The following is a 24,730-nucleotide window of genomic DNA, read 5'->3' as shown; positions in this document are numbered from 1 at the left end:
CGCAACAGGCATTATCAAAGCCCGCCCGGCGCAGTTTTTACCCGCAGTCAGCAAGGGGCGATGAGATGAATGGGGTTTTAAAGTTATATTGTATATTGTAAAGGTACAATTATACATCTTGGCTTTACAATACCCATTAATAGGTATTTTCAAGCGTCGCAGGCCGGCAATGCAGGCTGGTAAGCCGCCTTCTTTTGCCAGCTTACCGGGCCTGAAAATTGCCACAAGGACTTGCAAAGCCACCAATTTGGTGCTCTGTACATAAAAAAAGCCCGTGTCTCCTCACGTTGCGTTGCCAGTGCCGCCGGGACAGCAGTCGACCCCTCCCTCACGGCCGAGCCCGCCAATCTGCCATCACCCGCTCGCCAACAAGAAGGCCACCTCATCTGGGAGAGCCCTCGGAATACCTATCGGAGGCAGTCTGTGAATTTTCCGTGTAAGCAACTAAAATAAAGCAAATTGGCAGTCAGTATACCTGTCGGAAATTGTGCCGTATCATTGGCCTACAGCTAGGTGATGTGAAAGATCGTCCTCCTGCCGCAACCCAACGGCTAATGCTGCCTAATGGCCATCAGCGCCTGGACCTACCTCACTGTTCTTATTCCGCGGCAACCTCAGACCCCACAGCATAAAAACAGCCCCGACCTCACCGGCCGGAGCTGTTCTGTTTCCCGAAGCCCTCACGCCCCCTACAACGACTCCGCCGACGACCCGCCCATCAACTCCTTGCGGCTCTGGGCCTCCTGCGCCTGCTCCCCCGGCTTCACCGCCGTACTCGACATGGCCGCCCCAATAGAGCCCGCCAGCACCAGCTAGCCCCCGATCCGAGTGTAGCCAGCGCGGCCGGTAGCAGCGTAAGCGAGGCTGGACCTGCCAGCTGGCCGTGCCACTGGTAGCCATCCAATGGCGTTTGAATGGGTAAGCGCCGCAGTTACGGCCTCAAAAACGGATGTTTAAGGGCCAAATAAATTAAGCTGGTCGTTGCGATTGGACACGTAGCGCACCACGTCTTCGCGAGCGTAATGCAAGCCGCCGAGCCGGTCAATTTTTGTCTTAATCAGGTTCACGGTTTGCGGCAGTTCTTCTTCAATGTTGCGCGTAGTGAATCGCAGCACATCCCACCCGGCCACGGCTGCTATTGCGTTGTTGCGAGCCTTGTCGTAGCGCACAGCATCGGGGTGCATGTGGTAGGTGTCGCCGTCACATTCCACATCAATTTTGCCTTTGGCGCAGTAAAAAGCGAAGTCGCAAATCCAGCTTTTCTCTTTGGTCGGCAGCAAAACCTGCCGTTCGGCGGGTAGGTTCTGGCGCTTTAATTCTGTCCATAGCGTGTCTTCCAGCGGGCTGTCATGGTAGAGGTCATTGATTTCCTCCGCTTGCGAAAACTTGGCCCAGGTGGTTGGGATGAACAGAATGAACCGGCCCCGGTAGCTGACGATTGGCCGGGGCAATGCTTGCAGCGCGCCAAACGAGATTTTGTGGTAGAGGATGGCCGAACGGGAATTGAGCGTTTCATTCGGAAAAAGATGCTGGCGCGTGACGACTTCTACGCTGGTTATTTCCGCGAAAAACCGAATGGAGAATTTTTGTTCTTTAAAGGCTTTCGGGAAGTAAAAAGCAATGATGTGTGCCTGCTTCTTTTGCAGCGTTACCGGAATGCGTGAATTGGTTGGAATACGGTACCAACCCTGCGTCTGTGCAATGTGAAAGTCGGCGGGCTCTTTCGCCAGCACGACAAGTACATCACATATGGCGTAGGGCTTTTTCATAAGTATAACGAAACGTAAATCCGGCCAGGATAAGTTGTACTTGGCATTAGCCCTGGCCAACTGCCTCAACAAGCCGGCCAATTCGCAGAAAGTCAAAAAGTGCTTGCCGCCGCCGGATTCATTGCTCCCGATACCTCACTCATATCTGTTTACGTGGCAAATGGCGAGGTCGACACTAATCAGCCTATCCAGCAGCTCGCCCCGCTCACCCATGCCGCCGGGCAAAAGTAGGCGCAACAGTGCGTGAGCCAACCCTGGTTTTAGAGGGAGCCGTGCTGTGGAAATGCATTTAAGCCGCCGAAATGTTTAAATGCGAATCTTACGTCAGGTTTGTTCTGGCTGACGGTAGCAACAATTCCCTCTGCGAAAGCAAATAGGGTTTACTGACAAACCCGACCTGCCCATGTAGCAGAGCTGAAAAAAATGATGCGATACAGATTGGATAATTCTTATTTTTGGCGGCCTAATCCACTCCTGCCGCTATGCGTCTGTTTATTCCGCCGATGATCCGCCTGCTGGGCCGCCTTGCCTTGGTCATGCCCATCAGCATGCTAACGAGCAGCGCCTTTGCGCAGCAGACTGTGCCGTATATTCAGGTAAGTGCCGGCGGGTTTAAGTCGATGGCCCTGCGGGCCGATGGCACCTTATGGGCCTGGGGGGCCAACTCGGATGGGGAGCTGGGCATCGGCGACCCAACATCAGCTTCTATTGCGACTCCCCGGCAAATCGCACTACCTAATGGATTGCCCCCCGGCAGCACCTGGGCTCAGGTAGCATGCGGTACCTCGCACGCGTTGGCCGTTGCCTCTAATGGCAGCCTGTGGGCCTGGGGCAATAATGGCTACGGCCAGTTAGGCACGGGCAGTACCGGGCGGGGTTTCTCGTCGCGCCCGATGCCGGTGGTGGCGCCTGCCGGCACCCGCTGGCAGCAATGTGCGGCCGGGAACCTGCTCTCGCTGGGCATTCAGACCGATGGCACGCTCTGGCAGTGGGGCAAGGACCCGGCCAGCATAAGCGGTAGCTGGTACGAAACGCCCCGGCAGGTAGTAGCTCCCGGCGACGGGCCCGGCACGCGCTGGACCCAGGTGAGCGGCGGCTACTACCATATGCTGGCGCTCCGCTCCGACGGGACTCTGTGGGGCTGGGGGGTAAACCAGTACGGAGAAGTCGGTGATGGAACGCAGACGCGCCGCTATAGCCCCGTTGCGGTACCCGTGCCGGCCGGAGCCCCCGCGGGCGCATACTGGGTCCAGGCAACGGCGGGCCGGCTGTTTTCGCTGGGGCTGCTTTCCACCGGTACGCTGTATGGCTGGGGCTGGAATGTGAACGGCGTGCTGGCCGACCATACCTCGACGCTGCAGCCAGTGCCGCTGCCGTTGCCGGCCAATGCTGCCCCCGGCACTGGCTGGCGCCAGGTGCATGCCGGCGTGGCGCACGCTACCGCTATCCTGACCGACGGTTCATTGTGGACCTGGGGTGAGAATGTGTACGGCCAGCTGGTAAATAACACGCAGACCGTACCCCTTGCCCCCACACGTGAGGCCACTAATGGTGTCTGGGCGCAGGTATCCGGCGGCCACGTGCATACGCTGGCTATTGGGGCCGACGGCAGTGTGTATGCCGGCGGAGCGGAGCGCGCACCAGGACCTGACCCGACCAATTATTGGAACCGGGGCCAACTGGGCAACGGTTCGTACAATGGGTCCCTGGTGCTGCGTCGAACGTTAGCCGTTACGCTGGGCCGGCGCAAGGCCTCCCAGACTGCCTATCAAGTATATCCCAACCCCGCTCACCAATGGCTGACCGTCGAGGGGCTGCCAGTTCGCGCCACGCTCAAACTCACGACGACCCTCGGCCAACCGGTGCTAACGCAGTCGGCCAGCCGCCTGACCCGCCTCAACCTTGGCAATGTAGCCGCCGGCAGCTATCTGCTCACCATAGAGACTGACAACGCGCCCCCCCAAACCCTGCGCGTCGTCGTCGAATAAGCCTTGCTTACGACGACGAGCGCTCATTCGCTTCTGCCAAGGTGTTGCTTTCCTGCTCCTTCCGCTTGAAGTTGTTTTGCCCGGCTTCTCCCAGCGCCCTTGCTTAAATAAGCAACTATCCGTGCGCCCCACCGCCAGTATGAATCTGCTATCAGCCGCCCCGGGCAGTTCGCTACACCCTGGCTCGGAAAAGGGCTCCGAACGATTATCGTAGCCGTCATTATTTGAGACCGGTGCAACAATCAACCAGCCAGCAGGCCTACATTTGGCTTTCCGCCGCCGTTTATTCTACCCGATGCTGCTAACCATCACCACTACTTATTCGCCCGCCACCGACCTGGGCTACCTGCTGCATAAGAACCCGGCCCGTTTACAAAGCCTGGAAATAGCCGGTGGTCAGGCTCACATTTTCTACCCCGAAGCCACCGCCGAGCGCTGCACGGCGGCGCTGCTGCTCGACCTCGACCCCGTGGGCCTGGTCCGCGGCCGGACCGGCTCTTCCGGCGACGGGTTCGCGCTCGAGCAGTACGTCAACGACCGGCCCTACGTGGCCTCGTCCTTCCTGAGCGCCGCCCTGAGCAAGGCCTTCGGCACGGCCATGAACGGCACCTGCAAAGACCGCCCGAACCTGCCCGAGCAGGCCCTGCCCCTGGAAGTGAAGGTGGCTGTGGTATCGGCCCCCGGCCCCGACTGGCCCCGCCGCCTCTTCGAGCCCCTGGGGTATGAAGTGCAGATTGAAACCACGCCGCTCGACCCCACCATGCCCGAGTGGGGCGACAGCCGCTACTACACCCTGCACCTGCGCCACGAGCGCCTGCGCCTGCAGGACGTGCTGACCCACCTCTACGTGCTGCTGCCGGTGCTCGACAACGACAAGCACTACTACGTTGGCGAAAACGAGGCCGAAAAGCTGCTGCGCAAGGGTGCCGACTGGCTGCCCCGGCACCCCGAACGCGACTTCATCACCCGCCGCTACCTGCGCTACCTGGCCGCTTACGTCAACCCCACGCTCAAGCAGCTGCTCAAAGACGAAGAAGGAGCAGAGCCCACCCAGGAAGCGGAGCCGGTCGATGCCAGCACCATAACCGCGCCCGTAACGGCCGATACGGTGGCTGCCGACAGCCCGGAGCCCAAACTCTCGCTGCACGACCAGCGGCTGCAGCAGGTGGCCGACGAAATCTACCAGCTCGGGCCCAAGCGCGTGCTCGACCTGGGCTGCGGCGAAGGCAAGCTCCTGCGCCTGTTGCTGCGCCAGCCCAAAATCGAGTTCATCCTGGGCATGGACGTATCCCACCAGGCCCTGAGCCGGGCCGCCCAGCGCCTGCACCTCGACGAGATGCCCCCGCGCCAGCGCGCCCGCCTCGAACTCATCCAGGGCTCGTTGCTCTACCGCGACGAGCGCCTCACTGGCTTCGATGCGGCGGCGCTAGTGGAAGTGATTGAGCACCTCGACGAAAACCGCCTGGCTGCCCTGGAGGAGGTCGTCTTCGGGCAGGCCCGCCCGGCGCACGTGTTCGTCACGAGCCCCAACGCCGACTACAACCAGCTCTTCGAGAAGCTCAACGCCGGTGAGTTCCGCCACACCGACCACCGCTTCGAGTGGACCCGCGCCGAGTTTGCCGCCTGGGCCGCCGGGGTGGCCGAGCGCCACGGCTACCAGCTCCGCCTGGAAAGCATGGGCGAGGAAGTGGAAGGCGTGGGCGCCCCGTCGCAGATGGCGGTGTTTGAAAGCGAAAAAAGTTAATGGATGCACCCTAGATAAACCGACGCAAATGCTTGTCTCGCGTTTTCTTGCAATTTATCGGAGCATAAGTCGGATACATATAGACCGAAGGGTTCAACTCTGACATTAGAGTCATTGCTTGAGTCTAATGTATAGCCTTCATTGAAAAAAGAATATCGTAGAGTTGACCACATTTCAAAACCAAGTTCCATATCCGAATTAGGGTCGTAGCCTGAATTTTCTCCTGATTTCACAATCTTGGTTATGAGGCCTAGCATGGACTTAAAATTTATAGATGCAGTATGAGCGGCTAAGTCTGCAAGTTGTATTCCTTTGATAAGCTTCGAGTCTTGCTCTAAGAAAAAGTCGGTGTTGGTGAAATCCTGACTATCAATAGCAGCACGAGCTTTCTGCATAGAAGTAAAATGACCTTGGTCAAAGTGTACTTCATTTGCACTGTCAAGCTCATTATAATTAATGAACGCTTTAATTGCTTTAATGCACTCGAATCCAAGTTCTTCTCTTCTATCGCTGGGAACAACAACTACTCCTAATTTGCAATAATGTGTAAGCAATAGCTCAAGGTCATCTCTGACTTTGGCTTTATTTGAATCCCTTGAGTAAGAGGCACCACTTTTATGTTCAAAATGATTTTTATCATAACCATGCTTTTCGATGATGATATCTATTTCACTCGTTAGGTCATTTTTAGTATAGACACAGGCTGCGATGATAAATCCTGCATCGTTGTGAACACTGTCATCAATGTAAAAATATCCCATGTTTGAGCTGATTAGATTGAAAGTGCTGGTAGACTAAGCCAAATTTAGCACGAAACAAACAGCTCCATTGAGCTGGTGCTGTTACAACGAAAACAATGCCCCAAGATACTATCAAGCTCCCCGAACTCTCCCTCATTCTCCTCATCGGCAGCACGGGTGCCGGCAAGTCCACGTTTGCGCGGCGCTTGTTCAAGCCCACCGAAATCGTCTCGTCGGATGCCTGCCGGGGGCTGGTGGCCGACGATGAGAACGACCAGTCGGCCAGCCAGGATGCCTTTGGGTTGCTCCACTACCTGGTGGCCAAGCGCCTCAAGCGCGGGCTGCTCACCGTCGTCGACGCCACCAACGTGCAGGCCGAAGGGCGCAAGCCGCTCATCGCGCTGGCCCGCCAGTACCACGTGCTGCCCGTTGCCATCGTGCTCGACGTGCCCGACGCCGTGGCCCACGGGCGCAATGCCGACCGCCCCGAACGCCGGCACCTGGGGCCCCACGTAGTCGCCCGCCACCGTCAGGACCTGCGCAAAAGCCTGCGCAACCTCAAGCAGGAAGGCTTCCGCCACATCCATCACCTGCGCGGGGTAGAGGAAGTCGACGCGGTCCAAAGCATCGTGCGCGACCGGCTCTACAACAACCGGCAGGACGAAACCGGCCCCTTCGATATCATCGGCGACGTGCACGGCTGCTACGACGAGCTGTTGACGCTACTCGGGCAGCTCGGCTACCAGGTCGAAACCGAGCCCATGGCAGACACCCGTGACCTGGGCGTGCGGGTAACCGCCCCGGCCGGCCGCCGGGCCGTGTTCCTGGGCGATTTGGTGGACCGCGGCCCCGCCTCCCCGCAGGTGCTGCGCCTGGTGATGAGCATGGTGCAGGGCGGCTCGGCGCTGTGCGTGCCCGGCAACCACGACATCAAGCTGCTGCGCCACCTCAACGGCAAGAAAGTTACCGTCAACCACGGCCTGGCCGAAACGCTGGAGCAACTCGAAAATGAACCCGCCGCCTTCGGGGGGCAGGTGCGCCAGTTCCTCGACGGACTGGTGAGCCACTACGTGCTCGACGGCGGCAAGCTGGTCGTGGCCCACGCCGGCCTCACCGAAGACATGCAGGGCCGCGGCTCGGGGGCCGTGCGGGCGTTTGCGCTGTTTGGTGAAAGCACCGGTGAGATTGACGAGTTTGGGCTGCCCGTGCGCTACGAGTGGGCCCGCGAGTACCGGGGCCGGGCCCTGGTAGTCTATGGCCACACGCCGGTACCCGACCCCGAATGGCTCAACAACACCATCGATATCGACACGGGCTGCGTGTTCGGCGGCCGCCTGACGGCCCTGCGCTACCCCGAGCGGGAACTGGTAACCGTGCCCGCCGCCCAGGTGTACTGTGAGCCGGCGCGCCCGTTGAACTATAAGCTGTTAGCTGATAGCGCTCAGCTATTAGCTTTTTCCGGCAATGAGGGCAGCCCGCACGAAAAGCTAACAGCTAACAGCTTTCAGCTAGAAGCTGAACTAGATATTCGCGACGTTACGGGCAAGCAGTTCATCGAAACCCGGCTGCTGCGCGGCGTTACCATCCGGGAGGAAAATGCCGTGGCCGCCCTGGAGGTGATGTCGCGCTTCGCCCTGCACCCCAAATGGCTGCTCTACCTGCCGCCCACCATGTCGCCCACCGAAACGTCCGATCTGCCCGATCTGCTGGAGCACCCCGCCGAGGCGCTGGCCTACTACCAGCAGCTGGGCGTGGAGCGCGTGGTGTGCGAGGAAAAGCACATGGGCAGCCGGGTAGTGGTGGTCATTGGCCAGGATGAGGAAGCCATCCGGCGCCGGCTGGGGCTGGTGGGCGAGGGCATCGGCAAGTGCTACACCCGCACCGGCCGCAACTTTTTCACCGACCCGGCGCTGGAAGCGGCCTTCCTGGCCCAGCTGCGCGATGCGCTGACCACCGCCGGCTTCTGGGACAAGTTCAACACCGACTGGGTGTGCCTCGACGCCGAGCTGCTGCCCTGGTCGGCCAAGGCCCAGGAGCTCATCAAAAACCAGTACGCGGCCGTGGCGGCCGCCGCCAACGCGGCCCTGCCCCAGGTAGAAGCCGTGCTGGCGCAGGCCACCACCCGCGAGCTGGACGGGGTGGAGGCGCTGCTGGCCCGCACCACGGCCCGCCGCGCGGCGGCCACCGACTATGCCGAGGCCTACCGCCGCTACTGCTGGCCCGTCAATGGGCTGGAAGATCTGCGCCTGGCCCCGTTCCATCTGCTGGCCACCGAGGGCCAGACCTACTTCGACCGTGACCATGCCTGGCACATGGAAACGCTGCGCACGCTCGCCCTGGCCGACCCCGGCCTGCTGCGCGCCACGCCCTACCGGGTAGTGCCGCTAAACGACCCGGCCGAAGTGGAAGCCGCCATCCAGTGGTGGACCGAGCTGACCGCGGCCGGGGGCGAAGGCATGGTGGTGAAGCCCTACGACTTCGTGACCAGCAACCGCAAGGGTCTGCTGCAGCCGGCGCTCAAGTGCCGGGGCCGCGAGTACCTGCGCATTATCTACGGGCCCGACTACCTGCTGCCCGGCAACATCGAGCGGCTCAAGCAGCGCAACGTGAAAGCCAAGCGCAACCTGGCCCTGCGCGAGTTTGCCCTGGGAGTAGAAGGCCTGGAGCGCTTCGTAGCCGGCCAGCCGCTGCGCCGGGTGCACCAGTGCGTGTTTGGCGTGCTGGCCCTGGAGAGCGAGGCCGTGGACCCGCGGCTGTAGATTAGAGCATCAGGATTTCGACCTGGATATAGGTGCTTTACTTTTCAAGCACGCTAGTTAAAGCTATGCCCTTCAGGGCAAGACTTTAGTTGCTACTCACCTTTACGTGTTTGGTAGCTTTGCATGATGAAGCAGCGAACAGGTAGTCATTCGGTTCACAAACTGGAAGTGCATCTGGTATGGAGCACCAAATATCGCTATCAGGTGCTGACCGGCGACGTGCAGCTGCGCTGCCGGGACTTGCTGCGCCAGACGTGTAATGCGCTGGACGTACGCATTTTGAAAGGGGTAGTGAGCAAAGACCACATCCATTTGCATGTGTCGTACCCTCCTTCCTTGGCGCTCAGTGAGTTGATGCGTCGGTTAAAAGGGCGTAGTGCCAAGTTATTGCTACAAGAGTTTCCCGAGGTGAAGCGTCGGTACTGGGGCGGCCATTTCTGGGGCATTGGCTACGGTGCTTGGAGCGTGGGCAACATCACCGATGAGCTACTCGAAGCGTACCTAAACCATCACAAGGACCAGCCCAATGGAGATGAGAATTTTATTCTGGAGTGAGCCACTTGTAGTGGTCTTCTTTCAGTCGGCTTTAGCCGAAACCACCGAATTCCATTCGGAAAGCAAACCTATGGACTTACAGTCCATAGTCGTTTAGTTCCTGGCAAAACGCAACAGCGCCTTGTGCTTCAGCTACTGCTGCGGCATAAGGCGCTGTTGCGTAGGAAGCGCCACCAATACAGGCAACGACTTAGCGTATAACTGCGCTCTGATTCAGCAACTCCACGCTGAAATTGACCTTCGCATTCAGCGCCTTGAACACCTTCATCACCGTGTCAAAACGTGCATCGGTCAGGTTGTTTTCCAGCTTGGAAATCTGGGCCTTCTGCACGCCCACCAGCTCCCCGAGCTGCTGCTGGGTCAGGTGGCGTTGCAGGCGGGCCTGCTTGATGGCTTTGCCCAGCAGGTCCAGGCGGAGCTCCTCCTCGAAGGCTTCACGCTTAGGAGTGCCGATGACGCCGATGTGCTCGTTCACGACTTCGTCAAGGGAATAAAACTGCAGCTGCTCGTCGGTTTTCATGGCTAGTTGGTTTTCTGTTCGAAGTAGATTCTGCGGATTCTTTCGGCTTTGTCCAGGTCGGCCTGGGGCGTTTTACCGGTTTTCTTGATGAGGCCGTGCGTGGTCAGCACCAGCGTATCCACCGGCCCGGACTTGTCCCAAAAGGCAAAAATCCGGTAGTGGGTTTTGTTGAATAAGGTTCTGAATTCCCATATCCCATCGGTCAGCTTTTTAAACAGCTCCTGGTCGTTGAGCAGTTGGGCCTTGCGGATGTTGTAGAGCACCTTTTCGCGAGCCTTCGCATCTAAACCTCCGATAAACTCCCGTACTTCGCCGGAGAGCTGAACCTGAAACTTCTCTTTCATGGGGGACACTTTCAGCCAAGATAAGGTTTCCTGTTTAAGAAACTCCATGCTCGCCCGCATCCAAACCGCCCTCCGTCAGCTCGAAGCCACGCACGACATCCGCATCCTCTACGCCTGCGAGTCGGGCAGCCGGGCCTGGGGCTTTCCCTCGCCCGATTCGGACTACGACGTGCGCTTCATCTACTGCCACCCGGCCGCCTGGTACCTCACGCTGGACGAGGGCCCCGATACGCTCAACTTCCCGGTCGATGATGAGCTGGACCTGGCCGGCTGGGAGCTGCGCAAGGCCCTGCGGCTGCTGCGCGGCTCCAATGCCGCCCTGTTCGAGTGGCTGCAGTCGCCGGTAGTGTACCACGAGGGCCTGGATTTCCGGGCCCAACTGGCCCCGCTGCTCCCGGCCACCTTCAACCTGAAGGCCGGACTGCACCATTACCTGGGCCAGCTGCGGCGGGGGGTGGAGCAGGATTTGACGGGCGAGGACGTGCGCCTGAAGCGGCTGTTCTACGCCCTGCGCTCGGCGCTGGCCGCCCGCTGGATTCGGGAGCGGCAGACCATGCCGCCCATGGAGTTTGCCCCACTGCGGGTGCTATTGCCCCCGGCCCTGGAGGCGGAAGTAGACGAGCTGCTGCGGCGCAAGGCCGGGGCGAACGAAAAAACGGTAACAGCGCGGCCGGAAGCACTGACGGCGTTTTTCCGGGCCGAGCTGGCGGCGGGCCAGGCGGCGCGGGAGTCGCTGCCGGTACTTCGGTCGGGCAGCGCGGCTGGCGAGTTGGATGCCTTGTTCCGGCAGCTGCTGACCGCCGCTTTTCCGGAATAAAAGCAACGAACACTTCGGCTGACCAGGGTACCGCCCGGCCGCCTGAACCGCGCTACCTTCGCCCATGACTATTGCCGACCTGCGCGAGCAGCACCTGATTCTCTTCGAAGCCGTGAGCGGCAGCCGGGCCTACGGCACCAACCTGCCCCATTCGGATACCGACCTGAAAGGCGTGTTCGTGCTGCCCGAAGACCAGTTCTTCGGCCTCGACTACGTGCCCCAGGTGGCCAACGAAACCAACGACGAGGTGTTCTACGAGCTGCGCCGCTTCGTGGAGCTACTGCTCAAAAACAACCCCACGGTGCTCGAGCTGCTGGGCACCCCGCCCGACTGCATCGTGTACCAGCACCCGCTGTTCGCCCGGTTTCAGGCGCCCGATTTCCTCTCCAAACTCTGCCGCCAAAGCTTTGCCGAGTACGCCTCGGCCCAAATCCGCAAGGCCAAAGGCCTCAACAAGAAAATCAACCACCCCGAGCCGCCGGCCCGTAAAGCGGTGCTCGACTTCTGTTACGTGACCGTGGGGGCGGGCGCCCAGTCCGTAACTGCCTGGCTGGCCCGACAGGGTTACGAAGCCGCCCAGTGTGGCCTGGCCAAGGTGCCCCACCTGCTGGATATATACGCCCTGTTTGTCGACCAAACGCCCGAACGCCAGCACGGCTACCGTGGGCTGGTGCGCGACCCGGAGGCCTCCCAGGATGTGCTGCTGTCGGCCGTTCCCAAAGGGGAGCAGCCCGTCGCCTACCTGTCGTTCAACCGCAACGGCTACAGCACCTCCTGCCGCGTGTTCCGCGAGTACCACGACTGGGTGGCGAAGCGCAACGCCGAGCGGTATGAGAACACCGTGCAGCACGGCAAAAACTACGACGCCAAAAACATGCTGCACGTGTTCCGGCTGCTGCAGATGGCCGGCGAAATTGCCGCCACCGGCCAGCTCCACGTGCGCCGCCCCAACCGGGAGTTCCTGCTGCAAATCCGCCGCGGCAAATTCGACTACGAGGACCTGGTGACCCGGGCCGAGCAGCTCGTAGCCCAGGTCGAAGCCGACTTTGCCACCTCCACGCTGCCCGAAGCACCCGATAAGCAGGCGGCCGAACAGCTGCTCATCCGGCTACGAAAAGCATTCTATGAACAACGAGCCACGTGAGCTAACTGGTAAAAAGTAAAATAGGGGTAAGGCAGTAAAAACGTTGTTCATGCGCTTACCAGCACTACACCAGAACAGAAAAACGGCCACCAGATAGGTGGCCGTTTTTCTGTTCTGGAATACACTTATTACAATGACTCGGCCGACGACCCACCCATCAACTCCTTGCGCTCCTGGGCCTGTTGCACCTGCTCGCCCGGCGTCACCGCTGCCGACGACACGGCCGCCCCGATGCTGCCAGCCAGCACCAGGTAGCCACCCAACGACACCAGCGCCGCCGGCAGCAGGGCAGGAGCAGCCACCAGAATAGCCCCCACTGCCCCCACGGCCACCGGCACCGACCGGATTTTGCGAAAGAACCGGGGCGTGGGCAACGTCAGCCGGTCTAGGATGTTCAGTTTACTGTCTTGCATGATATAAGGGAATAGAAGGGTGAAAAATAGGGCCTACGCCGGCCCGTGAGTGTCCAGGCGGGCCAGAATCCGGTCGGCCCACTCATTGCGCTTCTGCTGGTCCTTGGTGAAGTCGGTGAGCACCTTGGTACGCTCCTCCACCAGGGCCATGGTCTTATCGATATTGGCCAGCTTCTCGCCCAGCTTCATCACCAGCTCCACCATCTCGCGGCGCAGTTCCGTGCGCTGCTGCAGCGCCTCGGTGCGGATGGCCTCCGCCTGCTTGCCCATTTCCAGCCGCAGCTTTTCCTCGCGCGCCACCGCCGACACGTGGTAGTCGTCCACCCGCACGGCCAGCGCCTCGGCCTTCTGCTGATTGGCCACGCAGGTCGCCTTCAGCTCCTCCACCGCCCGCCAGTTCTTGACGAAGTAGAGCAGCACCGACACGGCCCCCACCACCACCGACGTAATCACGCCCCAGTGCTCGAATACACTATTCATGGCCCGGCCCTCCTTTCTGCGCGCTCAGCAGCTCGAAGTGCGGCCGGTCTTTCCACTTGGGCCAGTCGCCGCCCCACACCACCCGGGCATCGGCGTACTTCATCAGCCGGGCAAACTTGCTCAGCAGCAGCCCCGACCACGACACCGACCCGTCCGCCAACTGAAACGCCACGTCCAGCGCCGGTGTCGGCGGCCCGTAGTTATGGTTGGATTCGCCACCCCGCTTGTAGGTCACAATAGGCCCCGGCTTGCTGCGGCCCTGCGCGTACAGTTCATTCTGCCGCTCGGCACTGCGGTAACATTCCGTAATGATAGGCCGGCCCACCGCCCGCAATACCGGGTCACCCAGCCACCGCCCCAGTGCCTGCGAATAAGCCGCTGCCAGCACCGGTGCCGCCTGCTCCAGCCTTACCGCCTGCCGCTGCAGTTGGGCCACAGTCAACCCAACCACCCGCAGCCTCGCAACATTTTCCACCCGAATCATCATGGCACAATAAGTTTGTCTATCATGAGGTAAAAATATACAATAAAATAGAATATTGTTTCGGTAGAAGCGCCCCCACGGAGTAATCCGTAAATTGTATTATTTGGGCGCATCCCTGCGGGTCGGGCTGTCCAGGGCTCCGCTTCGCTGCGGTGCTGCGCACGGGCTCCTGCGTCGCCCCCCTTCCCATCCCTCGTATGATTGTGTCGTCGTATTTTATCGGCGCTACCGGCAAGGAAGGCGGGGGCACCACCCATCCTTAAGCACGCGGCTGGCCAGCTGTGATGCTGAGCGTTAGAAACCGTGCCCCGCCTTCTGTTTTCGCCTGAAGACTGTACAGTATAGAGGGAGCCCCGGTGTGGCGGCATCCCGCATGTTACGAGGAAAGCTGCGGTGAAAACCCGGCAGGTAGCTCTTGTTCCACCTTTTTTGCATGCGTATGCCCACTTCCTCCCCACCCGTATTGTTGAAATACGTCGTCGGTATCGACATTGCCAAGGCCACGTTTGCTGCCTGTCTGGGCAGCATCGATACCACCCAGCACCTGCGCCTGGGCAAAGTGGCCGTGTTTGCCAACGATGCCGCCGGCTTCGAGGCCCTGCAGCGCTGGGTCGCGGCCGGGCAGAAGGAGCCAGCCTGTCCGCTCTGGTATGTGGTCGAAGCCACGGGCGTGTATTACGAGGAGCTCGCCTATTCCCTGAGTGCCCGCCAGCAGGCGCTGAGTGTGCTTTTGCCCAACAAGGTCAAGCACTTTGCCCGCAGTACGGAGCAGAAAAGCAAAACCGATGCGCTGGATGCCCGCCTGCTCTGCCGTCTGGGGCTGGAGCGTCAGCTACCGGCCTGGCAGCCACTTACCCCCGCCATGCGCCAGCTTCGCTCGCTCAGCCGTGAACGGGCTGCCTTGCGTACCCAGGCTGCGCAGACCAAGAACCGCGCCCATGCCTACGCCCATAGCTACGAGCCCGACCCACTGGCGCTACTTCGCTTGCAGCAGCGGCAGGCCTTATTTGAGGAACAGATGCACGCTATTGATGTGCAAACGGCGGCCCTCGTGGAAGCTACCCCAGAATTAGCTCGCAAGCTGGCTCAGTTGACCAGTATACCGGGGGTAGGGTTGCTAACAGCCGTCACGATTGTGGCCGAAACCAGCGGCTTCGCGCTGGTGGAAAATGAGCGGCAGTTGGCTTCGTATGCGGGCCTGGACGTGGTGCAGCGGCAAAGCGGCAACCTGGCCCGCCCCACGGCCATTTCCAAGCGCGGCAACGCCCGCCTGCGCACGGCCCTCTACTTGCCCGCCGTGAGCAGCTTGCGCTATAACGAGCAGCAGAAAGCGTTTTACGCCCGCCTGCGGGCTCGTTCTCCCAATGGCAAGGTGGGCGTGATTGCCGTGATGCGCAAATTACTGCTGCTGACCTATTCGCTCTGGAAAAACGACCAAGCGTATGACCCGGCGTATCACCCGGCCCAAAAAGTAGCCCCGACGCCCGTAGGTGCCGAGGCTACGCAGGATGCACCCACAGGCGCTCCTTTGGAAGCGCTAATCTAAAAAAAGTGACCCATAGGGTTGCTTTTCATCACAGTATCTTGCGCATCCTCCCGCCACGATGTAGTGGCTACTGTTGCCTATCGGGCCACGCCGCCCGCCCAGGCCCTGAAAATCGGGCCCCGGCAGTCGGCTGCCAACCCCCACGCGAGCCAGCCGGCCGCGCCCCAAAAAGCGCCGCCGCCCGCCCCGCTTACCGCTCGTTCCACGCTCCGGCCCACCACCCTCTGCTCCGCGCCGGGCGGCCAGCCTCCGCTACCACCAACCCACCGCCCCGGCCGCCCTCCCGCTGGTTGGCCCGCCTAGCCCCGCACCGAATAGGTGCCTGCGGCGCGTGTTTAAGTGGGGGAGTCCCCCCACCCCCCCCGCAGCATGCTCCGCTTCGCTCTACATCACCTCGGCTGCGCCTCATAAGGTGCCCTTCGGGCGGGTATTATCGGGGGCCTCAAGGCCGGCCCCCAACCCCCTGGCCAAGAGCATTCAAGGGTTTGTTCTCGGTCGGGTAGCAGTGGCCGGCAAGGCCCCGCGGGCTACAGGCCTAGGCCGCCGGCCACCGGTACCGCGCCGGGGGCAGGGTGAGCCAGCCACTCGCAGCGGCGGCCCAGGCGCGTGGCGGCACGGGCCGCGCTCAGCGTACCCCGGCTCTGCCCGTCCCAGCACACCAGCACCAGGTCGGCCCCGCGCACTATTTCGGCGTTGCGCACGTGGGGCGCGGCCGGGCCGTGGTTGGCGTAGTCGGGGCGCAACTCCAGCAGCGGCACCCCGTGGGCCCGGCACCAGTCGGCTGCCAGGCTGTCCACCCCGGCCGCGCCGCCGCATACCACCCGGCCCAGCTGGCCGGCTGCCTGCAACTGCTCCAGCCGGGCCAGCAGTGGGGCGCAGGCCTGCAGGCTGCGGCTGCCGGTTACGCCTACTGTGTATTGTGTTTTAATCATATAACAATATACGCAATATTTTCCTGTTTTGGTGTGTTTATTTGTTCATTATTTTCCTATTTCATAGTATATATTTCAATGTAATTTCGTATATTTAGGTAGTAGTTCGGGAAAGGCCCGGACGCCACGCGCACCCCGGCGGGCCCCCGGCCGCGCACCCCACGGCTAACCTCTACAGCCATGTTCACTGCCCTGCAATTCTCGCAGCTCGCCGCCGCCGCCTGGTCCGGCCCCGCTGTCGGTCATGTCGCCGCCATCAGTTACAATGTCACGCCGTGCGGCCACGCGGTTGCCCGGTTTAGCATCTCCTATCACCTCGTTGGGGTATGCTACCTGCATCTCAGCCCTTGCCCGTTCGCCGCCATTGCCGCCGCCGTCGCCCAAGCCGCCGCCGCCGGCGTTCCGGTCTGCCGCCGCCGCCGCCCTGTGCGGGGTGCGCGCCCTAGCTCGCCCTGGTTTCGCCTGCCGTGCCCGTGCCCGCCGGGTAGCCCACCGCCTCCATGCGTAGCGCCCCCGCCACCGTAGCAGCCGCCCCCAGCTGGGCGGCTGCGCTGCCGGCCCTCTGGCTGCTGGCTCGCGCCCAGGCTGCCCACGCCGACGCCCGCGATAAGCACCTGCACCACCGTCAGCAATGCACCGGCCATAAGCACTGCGCCAAGCTCCCGCGCCAGGCCGCCCGCGCCCTGCTTTCCACCGCCGCCCACGTGTACCACGCCAGCCCCCGCGCCGCCCTCGACCGCGCCGCCGCATCCTCAGCCCGTTAGCCGCCCCGCCATGCAACGCCACATCAAAATCGAGTACCGCCACCGCCGCCGCGCATTCGGCTACGCCGCCACGGCCAAGCTGCTGCTTTCGGGCCACTGGCTGCAGGCCGCCGGCTTCGCCCCCGGCACCGTGGCCCAGGTCGAGGTGCAGGCTGGCCGCCTCATCATCACGCCCGCCCTTCCAGTCCACTGATTCACCAGGGGCCGGCAACCGTCGCCGGCCCCGCATTCCCTACCACCATGCCCAAGAATAAGCCCCAGCCAGCGGTACGCGCCTTCCTGGTTGAAAACCACTCCGTAGGCGCCGACGCCCTGGTCTACGCCACTGATAAGAAGGCGGCCAAGGAGGAGTATTTGAAGCAGTGCCCCGCTGCTATAAACGACAGATTCACCGCCTACATCGTCAAATAAAGCCTTTGCCTCATGCCCGCCACCGCTACCACTTACCAGCCCCAACTGCTCGACCCCCATAGCGCCGAGCCCCGCACTGTCAGCCCCGCCAACGGCCGCAGCTTCCGCCTGGCTGAATTATACCAGCTGCTCGACTGCCAGACCATCGAAGTCGTGCGCCTCTCCGATGAGCTTATCCTCATCATCGACGAGGAGGGCAAGTTCCGCCAGCCCGCCTACCTGAATCTGCTGGCCACTTACCTCTGGTACCACCATCAGCCCCAGGCCCGCGGCCAGGATTCCATCGTCGGCCGCGCCCTGCTCTGCCACGACAAGCAATTCAAATAACCCCTCACTCCGGCGACGGGGCCGGCCGCCAACGGGCCCCACCTTTTCACCCTTTTACCCCTTTTCGTTATGGCTACTGCCGCCAAGACCCCCAAAGCTCCCGCCGCTACGCCCAACGCCGTAGCCGCCCTCACCACCACCGCGCCGGCCCCCAGCCGCGCCTATCTCACGGCTTCCGTCGACGAGGCCAGCGGCGAACTGACCGAAACCAGCCGCTTCCGCTACCTGCCCGGCCACCCCCGCCAGGTGCGCTTCGATGCCAAAGCCGGCCAGTTCAACCTTAACGGCATGACTCAGCTAGGCCCCGAACTCCGCTTCATTCCGTTAGCCTGGCGCATCTTCTCCGACGACATCCTCAACATGGGTCGCAAGCTGTGGGCCGAGCTGTTCTACGCCGACACCCAGGGTGCCGTGTGCGCCGTGCTCTTCCACGGCTACTCGGTCGAAAACCTGTACCGCCTCATCGAGCCGCTGTTCTACGACGAGCTCACCCTGGCCGACGTGGTGGTAACGGTGCGGGCCGTGAAGAAGGAGACGACCAAGGAGGGCAAGAAGGCCACCTACTATATCGCCGAGTTCAGCTACGAGCCCGCCGAGTTGGCCGAGATAGTCGCCCGGCGCGACTTCGCCCAGGACTTCCCCATCTGGCGTGAGGAAACCCACACCGGTACGGCCGAGCTGCGCACCAGCCACGGCTACAGCCCGCCGCCAGCCACCACACCGGCCCGCCTTGAAGAGGCCCTCACCGCCGCCCTGGCCGAACCCGCCGCGTGAGTGCCGCCCGGCCCTCTTTCCACCGCCCGCCGGCAGGGGAGAGGGCCACCCGGCCCGGCCGCCCTTAGCCCCATCCCAACACCCAAACCCCCACCGCTATGTCTTTTGCATCCCGCACGCCCGACCCCGACTTATATCCGCCCCAGTTGCCCGAGCTGGCTTACCGGCAACCGGCCGCCGACGAGGCCGAGGCCGCCCGCCTCACCCAGCTGGCCCGACTCGTGGCCACCAGCCCGCCGCTGTCCGACGTGCGCGACCTGGCCCCGGCCGTGCGCGCGCTGTTCCCGCCCCCGGCCTACGAAGTCGGCTGCGGTGGCGCCCACATCTGGCTGCACCGCGCCGGCGAGAACCCCCAGCTGGCCGTCATTTCCTAGTCTTCATTAGCTCTCAGCTAACAGCTAAAAAACCATTGCTATGTTCACCAACCTCACTGCGCACTCCCAGCTGACCCAGGCCCAGCACCGCGCCCTGCCCCACGTCTCTAATACCGACCTGTCCACCCTCAAGGCCGAACTGCTCGGCCAGCCCCGCCGCGCCAACACCGGGGCCCTGACCTTCGGCACCGCCTTCCACGAGGCCGTGCTGGAGCCCGCCCGCTTCTCGCCCCCGCCCACACTGGCCCCGGCCCAGCGCCGGCTGCTCGACACGCTGACCGCCGCCGTGCGCCGTAACCGCTACTGCCGCGACCTGCTCTACCGCGGCACCCCCGAGCTCACCCACACCGCCACCCACGAGCTCACCGGCCTCACCGTCAAAATCCGCCCCGACCTGCTGCTTACCACCCCGCGCCTTGGCCGCCGCGTATTGGTCGACTTCAAAACCACCAGCTGCCCCGACTACAACCACTTCCTGGCCACCGTCGAGCAGTACGACTACGACCGCCAGGCCGCCTTCTACGCCGACGTGCTCCAGGCCGACCGCTTCCTCATCATCGGCGTGCAGAAGAAGGCCCCCAACGAAATCTGGCTGGTCGAACTCTCCGCCGACACCGACACCATGGCCCAGGGCCGCAAGAAGTACCAGCGCCTGCTCCGGGCCTACGCTGAGCAGCCTTGCTCGCCAACAGTAGCCTTACCGCTGGCGGCTTAACTTCCCTGCATCATTTCACCACTCAATCCTCACACTATGGCCGCCTTCCAGATTTTCCACAGCAGTAATCAGTATTGGTATCACCTGCGCGCCGGCAACGGCGAAATCGTCCAGTCGGGCGAGGGCTACACCACCAAGGCCAGTTGCCAGAAGGGCATCCGGTCGGTGCAGGCCAACTGCCAGCCCCACCGCTTCGAGTCCTATTTCGCCAGCGGCCAGTACGGCTTCAACCACGTGGCCGCCAACGGTGAAATCATCGGCCGCAGCGAGAAGTACACCACCGCCCAGTCCCGCGACCACGGCATCCAGGTCGTGCTGCGCGAGGCCCCCGACGCTCCAGTGCAGGACTTAACCTGAACGCTCTTGCTGCTGACGGTAAAAATTCCATCTACCAACCGTACTTGCGGACTATTTCCTTCCCCCCATGCTGCTAGGCGTGTACTGGTACTATGGCTTCCCCGAAGGCCTGTATCACTTCGACTTCTTCACTTTCCGGCCGGGCCTGGGCGGACACGCCGACGGTCCGGCCGAGCTGACGGCCACCGTGCGCGCCCCCGAGCCAACCGCCTTGCTGGCCGAGGTGCGGGTTGTTGCCGACCGCTACCCCGAGGCGTACCTGTTTGCCGAGCCGCACGAAACCCTGCTGCGCCTGCGCTTGGGCGATTACGCCCTGAGCGACTACTCCTTCCATGTGGCTACCGAGCTGGAAAAGGTCTTGCGGCGGCAGCAAGCCGTTGCCACCCCCGAGCGCCCGCCCGCGGGAGTGCCGCTACTACGCCTGGCCGTCCCGCACGACCCGACCCCGTCTTACCGCTATGGTGGCCTGTTAGGAACTGGGGGCGGCTCATCGCAAGGCCAGTACCACGCCGAGCACCACGCCCTGCGCCTTGACTGTCACCTGCCCCAAACTGAAAAAGCTGCCTTCCTGCACGTGCTGGCCGGAGTAAGCGAGCAAGCCGGGCTGGAAGTTCTCTACTATTTCGACCAGCCGTACCGGAACCTGGTCAACCTGATGGTCTTATTTGCCAACGGCCGGCAGGGTATCAATGGTCAGGCCCTGCGCTACACCGACGTCGTGGCACTCGAACAGGCCGTGCAGCAGCAACTCACCGCCTACGGTGGCAAGCCCGACCACCGCGGCGGCGCTAAAAGCTACCCCGAGCAGGGGCCACACATCCTGCGCATGACAGATGCGGAGTTTATACTCTGACCAGCGGTAAAGTGAAGCTCAGGGCTGCAGCTAGAATAAAGGTGCGAAAGCCAGCGGCCATCTTTTAACCTAATCGGACAAAAAAAGACCAGCCCTTATGCTTGGGGGCTGGTCTTTTCAGTAAACGCGAACAGACCTAAGCGGTCGGCGAATCGGCCGCTGAACCATCCTCAATAGCCGTCGGCAGCGGTACTGCTTTGGCCACCAAGCTATCTGGAGGCGGAACAATTGGCGGCCCGGCCACCACCTCGCCAAATAGTGCATCCGCTGGCAGTGGCTGCCCGCCGTTGCCGTCCGGAATTGGGTTGAACAGCTGCAGCTCCTCACCCGGCGTGCTCTGGCCCAGCGCCGTGCTCAGCTGCCCGGGCTGCAGTACGTCGAGCAGGTCGTGCACCAGAATAGTTTGGGTGCTCACGTCCACGTTGTAGAGTTGGTTAAGCGCGTTCATCTGCGCGGCTGCATCCTGGCTGAGGCGCAGCGCGTCGGCCAGCTTTTGGGCGTAGCGCCGGGCCTTGGAATCAGCCGAAGCGCGCAGCCGCAGCGCCCGCTTCATGCGGGTGCGGAATTGCCGTTGGTAGGGAGTGGTAGTTGCCTTTGGAGTTTGTGTTAGATGGTAGAATTTAGCGCTTAGAAGTCAGGTAAATAAGAGGGGAGAACTCCGGCTGTAAACCGTTGCCTGGTTCTCAGTTCTGAGCTCTCCCCTCTAACTTCTAACCGTTACCCCACCGCCACCACGCTCAGCGCGTTGTAAGCGTTGGAGTTAACGGGTAGAACTTGCCGTTCATCTGCTGGAAGAAGTCCACGCCCACGGCCACCACCAGCGACTCGTCGGCCGGGGCCACCAGCGGCAGGCTCAGGCTTTCAGCGGGTCGCACGGCGTTGTCCAGCGGCAGCTCCGCCGTGCTCACCTCGGCGCTGTTGTAGGTGCCGGTCTCGAAGTTGAGGCTGGCCACGGCCGCATTGATGCGGTAGTGGGTCGCGCCCTGCGGGGCAGCCACGTCGCGCGAGGGGTTGAGCTCGCCCAGATTCACCGCGTGGGTGCCGGTAGCGCGGTCCAGCGTGGGCTCCACCCGGCCGAAGTAGGTGCTCGACAAGGCCGAGCCGGCGTTGAAGTCGAAGCCCACCAGCGCCGGCAGGTTCTCGGGCAGCACCTGCCGGCCGCCACGGTCGGAGTCCTCGTCCAGGTTGAGAATCTGCTTCATCTTCTGGGCCAGGCGCGAAACCATGAGCCGGTCGGAGGCCAGGGCCACCACCCGGCGCAGCGCGTCGCGCACGAGCTTACCCGAGGAGGCCGCCGTGGCAAACTCGCTGGCATTCTCGCGTACCCGCTGCATGGAGGCGGACGAGTTGAACTGGCTCTTGTTGGAGCCCTGCTTTTGGCGCACCGTGCCGTCTTTGGCGAAAACCACGCCGCCCACGGTGCCACTGATTTGAATTACGCCGGTCTGACGTGCCATAGTGGTAGGGAAAAAGGGTGAGAAGAAATTGACTGCCTTCGCTGCGTCTTTGCCCTACCGGGGGCAGTCAACCCGGTAGCGCCGCTTTATTTCCTGTTTGAACCCCCGCCACAGCCCGGGCGGCACGGCCGCGGCCACGCCGCAGCGCCACAGCCCCCGCCCGCCGGCCTGGGCCCGCTGCTGCTCCTGTACCCAGCGTACCCGCTGCCGGCCCGGCGCATAGGCCCAGGCCCAACCCCGCGCCACCAGCACCGAATCCAGGGCCACCAGCCGCCCGGCAGGAGTGAGGCCCACCCGCACCGCGCCCAGCATCCGCCCGTACCGGTCGGTGCCGGTGCGCGTCAGCTCTACCAGCCCGCCGGCCGCGCTCAGCAGCGCCCGCACCGAGTCGGTGGCCGCCGGCCCGAACGGCTGGCTGCGCTCCGGCGCATCCACGCCCAGTAGTCGTACCCGCTCGCGCCGGTTTTGGCTGATTATTTCGTAGGTATCGGCGTCCACCACCCGGCTCACGCGCACTATTGCCTGGGCCCGCCCATAGTGGGCGCCATTCAGGAGCACCACGAGTAATACCAGCCGGAAAGGGAGAAGCACGTTCATGCCGCTAACCTACTGGCTATTCTATTTCGTTGTATATTTAGCTATTCCAATAGACCTCAAAAGACCCCACATGCCCCAGGTCTGCATTTACCCCAAAGACGCGGCGCAGCTAACCGGTACCCAGTACACGGCCGGCAAGCGGCTGCTGCAGCGCATCCGTCTCGCCTACGGCAAGCCCACCGGCTCCTACGTTTCAGTAGGCGAGTTCTGCGCCTACACCCACCTGCCCGAGCCCGAGGTCACCGCCGCCATCAACGGCCCCGCCGCCACCGGCCGCCGGTAGCTCACGTGGGGGCTTGCCCGCCCCTGAAGTATGGCTGGAGTATGGCTGGAGTATGGCTGGAGTATGGCTTAGGTATGACTTGCGTATGACCTGCGCCCAGCCGGCGCACCCGTCCGCCGGCCTTAGGCCGGGGCCGAACCAGCCTGGCAACACCCTTAGGCTGCCGGTTCCACCGCGCACAGCGCGGGCACTGTTTGGGCGGTTGATTCCGTCGGCTCTCCCTCCCAAATCCGCCGCATGGTCAGGTGCTGGAAGTCCTCCACGATTTTGGCGTAGATCAGCGTCGTCTTGATGTTGGCGTGCCCCAGCACCTTCTGCAGCACTTCCACCGGCATACCCCGCAGCAGGCTCTGCGTGGCGAAGGTGTGGCGGGCCGTGTGCATGGTCACCAGCTCGTATTTGCTGCGCTGCTGCTTTTCCACCCGCCCCGCCCGGATGGCCACCACTTCCACCGCATCCAGCACCCCCGCCAGCCGGCAGATGCGCTTGAGGTAGCGGTTCATCACCTGGTTTTCATACACCGGCAGCAGCCGGGCCCGCTCCCCGGCGTAGCGGTCGAGAATCCCGCGCGCCACCTCCGTGAGGTAAATGCTCACCGGCCGCCGGGTCTTGCTCTGCGTCAGGCGCAGCAGCTGCCCACTTTCCCAACCCGACAGGTTGCCCTGGTGCAGTTGGCGCACATCCGAGTAGCGCAGGCCGGTGTAGCAGCAGAACAAGAACACGTCCCGCACCGGCACCAGCGTCGAGGGCAGCACGGCCACGCGTAGCCGCTCCAGCTCCGCGGCCGTCAGATACACCTTGTCCACGTCCACGCTGGTGGCCTTGAGGCCCTTCACTTCCAGGGCCAGCTCGTAGCCCCGCTCTTTGTGCAGGTAGTTGAGCAGCGTTTTCAAGTCCTTCACGGCCGTGTACACCGAGTTGGGGGCCAGCTCCCGCGTGATGGTCAGAAAGTGCAGCAGCGCGTCGTGCTCGGCCAGCGTGTACTTGTCGGCCCGCAGCGGCCGGCGACGGTGCTTTTCGAAGTCGCGCAGCCAGTTGCTCACCACCAGGTAGTGGCGCAGCGTCTCGTACATGTAGCCCCGCCCGCGCAGCACGTCCCGAAACTCGCCCATCAGCACTACCAGGTTCTGCTCGCGCACCACTGGGGCCGGGGCGGGGTCCAGGGCCTCTTTGAGGCTGGCCGGAGTAGGGGTGAGGCCTTCGGCCCGCTGCCGGCGGTGGGCCTCGGTCAGCCGGGCCGCTAGTGCAGCCAGCAGCTCGTTGGCTTCCTGGTAGCCTGGGTACGAGCGCCGGAACTGCTGCTTGCGCTCATCCCATTGCGCGGGTAAACACTTCTCGCCTGTAGTCACCCGCAGCCGCTTCTGATTGAAATGGGCCACCAGGTAGATAACAGAGTAACCTTCCTCATTAATGTTCTCCGTCCGATGTTGAAACTGGATAGTCATAAGTGGGGCATTTAGTGGGGCGTGTACTGGGACGTGTTTCCGGGATTACATCAACTAGAAGGGGGATTAGACGAAACGCGAAAACGCCCGGAAAACCGCTTCTGTTGCCAGATGAGCGACTTTCCGGGCGTTCCGGGA

31 protein-coding genes are annotated in these 24,730 nt (G+C 62.4%); 19 read left to right on the top strand and 12 right to left on the bottom strand.

The window, feature by feature from the left end:
• Positions 1-564: 564 nt before the first annotated feature.
• Positions 565-816, top strand: coding sequence for a hypothetical protein (locus tag H145_RS23930; protein WP_157541085.1), 252 nt, complete (start codon positions 565-567; stop codon positions 814-816).
• 137 nt (positions 817-953) lie between these two features.
• Here the strand turns inward: H145_RS23930 and H145_RS0103515 are convergent, their stop codons facing one another.
• Complete coding sequence (locus tag H145_RS0103515) at positions 954-1,769, bottom strand: endonuclease domain-containing protein (RefSeq protein WP_019946754.1); 816 nt, start codon at positions 1,767-1,769, stop codon at positions 954-956.
• Between the two features lie 482 nt (positions 1,770-2,251).
• Between H145_RS0103515 and H145_RS19795 the strand changes: the two genes are divergently transcribed.
• On the top strand, positions 2,252-3,757 hold the full coding sequence (locus H145_RS19795) for an RCC1 domain-containing protein (protein WP_019946753.1): 1,506 nt from the start codon (positions 2,252-2,254) through the stop codon (positions 3,755-3,757).
• Between the two features lie 295 nt (positions 3,758-4,052).
• On the top strand, positions 4,053-5,501 hold the full coding sequence (locus tag H145_RS0103505; RefSeq protein ID WP_019946752.1) for a 3' terminal RNA ribose 2'-O-methyltransferase Hen1: 1,449 nt from the start codon (positions 4,053-4,055) through the stop codon (positions 5,499-5,501).
• Here the strand turns inward: H145_RS0103505 and H145_RS23925 are convergent.
• Entirely contained in the window at positions 5,498-6,262 is a 765-nt protein-coding gene (locus H145_RS23925) for a DUF3800 domain-containing protein (RefSeq protein WP_157541082.1), read from the bottom strand. The genes H145_RS0103505 and H145_RS23925 overlap by 4 nt on opposite strands.
• A gap of 95 nt (positions 6,263-6,357) precedes the next feature.
• On the opposite strand from H145_RS23925, the gene H145_RS0103495 reads away from it, so the two are divergent.
• Both H145_RS0103495 and tnpA read left to right on the top strand, forming a co-directional pair.
• Positions 6,358-9,000, top strand: coding sequence for a polynucleotide kinase-phosphatase (locus tag H145_RS0103495; RefSeq protein WP_019946750.1), 2,643 nt, complete (start codon positions 6,358-6,360; stop codon positions 8,998-9,000).
• A gap of 126 nt (positions 9,001-9,126) precedes the next feature.
• Entirely contained in the window at positions 9,127-9,555 is a 429-nt protein-coding gene (tnpA, locus tag H145_RS0103490) for an IS200/IS605 family transposase (protein ID WP_157541118.1), read from the top strand.
• A 190-nt stretch (positions 9,556-9,745) separates the two neighbouring features.
• Here the strand turns inward: tnpA and H145_RS0103485 are convergent, their stop codons facing one another.
• Positions 9,746-10,075: a helix-turn-helix transcriptional regulator gene (locus H145_RS0103485; protein ID WP_019946748.1), complete on the bottom strand. Its 330-nt coding sequence runs from the start codon at positions 10,073-10,075 to the stop codon at positions 9,746-9,748.
• Positions 10,076-10,077: 2 nt separating this feature from the next.
• Positions 10,078-10,419: a type II toxin-antitoxin system RelE/ParE family toxin gene (locus H145_RS0103480; RefSeq protein WP_019946747.1), complete on the bottom strand. Its 342-nt coding sequence runs from the start codon at positions 10,417-10,419 to the stop codon at positions 10,078-10,080.
• A gap of 46 nt (positions 10,420-10,465) precedes the next feature.
• Here H145_RS0103480 and H145_RS0103475 point away from each other — a divergent pair, with 46 nt between their 5' ends.
• Positions 10,466-11,236: a nucleotidyltransferase domain-containing protein gene (locus tag H145_RS0103475; RefSeq protein WP_019946746.1), complete on the top strand. Its 771-nt coding sequence runs from the start codon at positions 10,466-10,468 to the stop codon at positions 11,234-11,236.
• Between the two features lie 64 nt (positions 11,237-11,300).
• The gene (locus tag H145_RS0103470; protein ID WP_019946745.1) at positions 11,301-12,380 is read left to right on the top strand and encodes a nucleotidyltransferase domain-containing protein; all 1,080 of its coding nucleotides are present in this window, start codon (positions 11,301-11,303) and stop codon (positions 12,378-12,380) included.
• Between the two features lie 128 nt (positions 12,381-12,508).
• Here H145_RS0103470 and H145_RS19790 read toward each other — a convergent pair whose 3' ends face one another.
• The 3 genes from H145_RS19790 to H145_RS19785 are packed head-to-tail and all read right to left on the bottom strand — an operon-like array spanning position 12,509 to position 13,709.
• Entirely contained in the window at positions 12,509-12,793 is a 285-nt protein-coding gene (locus H145_RS19790; RefSeq protein ID WP_019946744.1) for a hypothetical protein, read from the bottom strand.
• A 33-nt stretch (positions 12,794-12,826) separates the two neighbouring features.
• The gene (locus H145_RS0103460) at positions 12,827-13,273 is read right to left on the bottom strand and encodes a hypothetical protein (protein WP_019946743.1); all 447 of its coding nucleotides are present in this window, start codon (positions 13,271-13,273) and stop codon (positions 12,827-12,829) included.
• Positions 13,266-13,709, bottom strand: a complete 444-nt coding sequence (locus tag H145_RS19785; RefSeq protein ID WP_240471653.1) for a M15 family metallopeptidase — start codon at positions 13,707-13,709, stop codon at positions 13,266-13,268. Before H145_RS19785 ends, H145_RS0103460 begins: the two co-directional genes overlap by 8 nt.
• A gap of 487 nt (positions 13,710-14,196) precedes the next feature.
• Between H145_RS19785 and H145_RS19780 the strand changes: the two genes are divergently transcribed.
• Together H145_RS19780 and H145_RS23920 are read left to right on the top strand one after the other, a co-directional pair.
• Positions 14,197-15,303, top strand: a complete 1,107-nt coding sequence (locus H145_RS19780) for an IS110 family RNA-guided transposase (RefSeq protein ID WP_169513151.1) — start codon at positions 14,197-14,199, stop codon at positions 15,301-15,303.
• Between the two features lie 63 nt (positions 15,304-15,366).
• Positions 15,367-15,606 carry a hypothetical protein gene (locus tag H145_RS23920; RefSeq protein WP_157541075.1) on the top strand — a complete coding sequence of 80 codons (240 nt, stop codon included), beginning with the start codon at positions 15,367-15,369 and terminating at the stop codon, positions 15,604-15,606.
• A gap of 224 nt (positions 15,607-15,830) precedes the next feature.
• On the opposite strand, the gene H145_RS22475 is transcribed toward H145_RS23920, so the two are convergent.
• The gene (locus tag H145_RS22475; protein WP_019946740.1) at positions 15,831-16,235 is read right to left on the bottom strand and encodes an SLOG family protein; all 405 of its coding nucleotides are present in this window, start codon (positions 16,233-16,235) and stop codon (positions 15,831-15,833) included.
• Positions 16,236-16,735: 500 nt separating this feature from the next.
• On the opposite strand from H145_RS22475, the gene H145_RS0103440 reads away from it, so the two are divergent.
• The 9 genes from H145_RS0103440 (at position 16,736) to H145_RS0103400 (ending at position 20,810) form a co-directional block, all read left to right on the top strand.
• On the top strand, positions 16,736-16,999 hold the full coding sequence (locus tag H145_RS0103440; RefSeq protein WP_019946739.1) for a hypothetical protein: 264 nt from the start codon (positions 16,736-16,738) through the stop codon (positions 16,997-16,999).
• Between the two features lie 10 nt (positions 17,000-17,009).
• Positions 17,010-17,192, top strand: a complete 183-nt coding sequence (locus H145_RS19770) for a SymE family type I addiction module toxin (RefSeq protein ID WP_019946738.1) — start codon at positions 17,010-17,012, stop codon at positions 17,190-17,192.
• A 47-nt stretch (positions 17,193-17,239) separates the two neighbouring features.
• Positions 17,240-17,410 (top strand): hypothetical protein, encoded by a 171-nt coding sequence (locus H145_RS23915; protein ID WP_019946737.1) that lies wholly within the window; start codon positions 17,240-17,242, stop codon positions 17,408-17,410.
• A 12-nt stretch (positions 17,411-17,422) separates the two neighbouring features.
• Positions 17,423-17,737: a DUF3846 domain-containing protein gene (locus H145_RS0103425; protein WP_019946736.1), complete on the top strand. Its 315-nt coding sequence runs from the start codon at positions 17,423-17,425 to the stop codon at positions 17,735-17,737.
• Between the two features lie 69 nt (positions 17,738-17,806).
• Positions 17,807-18,511, top strand: coding sequence for a hypothetical protein (locus tag H145_RS0103420; protein ID WP_019946735.1), 705 nt, complete (start codon positions 17,807-17,809; stop codon positions 18,509-18,511).
• 98 nt (positions 18,512-18,609) lie between these two features.
• Positions 18,610-18,885 (top strand): hypothetical protein, encoded by a 276-nt coding sequence (locus H145_RS0103415; RefSeq protein WP_240471652.1) that lies wholly within the window; start codon positions 18,610-18,612, stop codon positions 18,883-18,885.
• Positions 18,886-18,925: 40 nt separating this feature from the next.
• The gene (locus H145_RS0103410; protein WP_019946733.1) at positions 18,926-19,600 is read left to right on the top strand and encodes a PD-(D/E)XK nuclease-like domain-containing protein; all 675 of its coding nucleotides are present in this window, start codon (positions 18,926-18,928) and stop codon (positions 19,598-19,600) included.
• Positions 19,601-19,636: 36 nt separating this feature from the next.
• On the top strand, positions 19,637-19,957 hold the full coding sequence (locus tag H145_RS0103405) for a YegP family protein (protein WP_019946732.1): 321 nt from the start codon (positions 19,637-19,639) through the stop codon (positions 19,955-19,957).
• A gap of 67 nt (positions 19,958-20,024) precedes the next feature.
• Complete coding sequence (locus H145_RS0103400; RefSeq protein WP_019946731.1) at positions 20,025-20,810, top strand: hypothetical protein; 786 nt, start codon at positions 20,025-20,027, stop codon at positions 20,808-20,810.
• 136 nt (positions 20,811-20,946) lie between these two features.
• Here H145_RS0103400 and H145_RS0103395 read toward each other — a convergent pair whose 3' ends face one another.
• From H145_RS0103395 to H145_RS22470, 3 genes are all read right to left on the bottom strand, one after another.
• Positions 20,947-21,363, bottom strand: a complete 417-nt coding sequence (locus H145_RS0103395) for a hypothetical protein (protein ID WP_019946730.1) — start codon at positions 21,361-21,363, stop codon at positions 20,947-20,949.
• Between the two features lie 184 nt (positions 21,364-21,547).
• Positions 21,548-22,267 (bottom strand): hypothetical protein, encoded by a 720-nt coding sequence (locus tag H145_RS0103390; protein ID WP_026351226.1) that lies wholly within the window; start codon positions 22,265-22,267, stop codon positions 21,548-21,550.
• Between the two features lie 54 nt (positions 22,268-22,321).
• A complete protein-coding gene (locus tag H145_RS22470; protein ID WP_019946729.1) occupies positions 22,322-22,864 on the bottom strand; it encodes a thermonuclease family protein in 543 nt (180 codons plus the stop codon).
• Positions 22,865-22,934: 70 nt separating this feature from the next.
• Here H145_RS22470 and H145_RS0103380 point away from each other — a divergent pair, with 70 nt between their 5' ends.
• Positions 22,935-23,147: a hypothetical protein gene (locus H145_RS0103380; protein ID WP_019946728.1), complete on the top strand. Its 213-nt coding sequence runs from the start codon at positions 22,935-22,937 to the stop codon at positions 23,145-23,147.
• Positions 23,148-23,302: 155 nt separating this feature from the next.
• Here H145_RS0103380 and H145_RS22465 read toward each other — a convergent pair whose 3' ends face one another.
• Positions 23,303-24,592, bottom strand: a complete 1,290-nt coding sequence (locus H145_RS22465; RefSeq protein ID WP_071595111.1) for a tyrosine-type recombinase/integrase — start codon at positions 24,590-24,592, stop codon at positions 23,303-23,305.
• Between the last annotated feature and the right edge of the window lie 138 nt (positions 24,593-24,730).

The sequence above is a fragment of the Hymenobacter aerophilus DSM 13606 genome (assembly GCF_000382225.1).
In the GTDB taxonomy this organism is placed as follows: Bacteria; Bacteroidota; Bacteroidia; order Cytophagales; family Hymenobacteraceae; genus Hymenobacter; species Hymenobacter aerophilus.
This window is presented reverse-complemented; position numbering and strand designations above follow the sequence as displayed.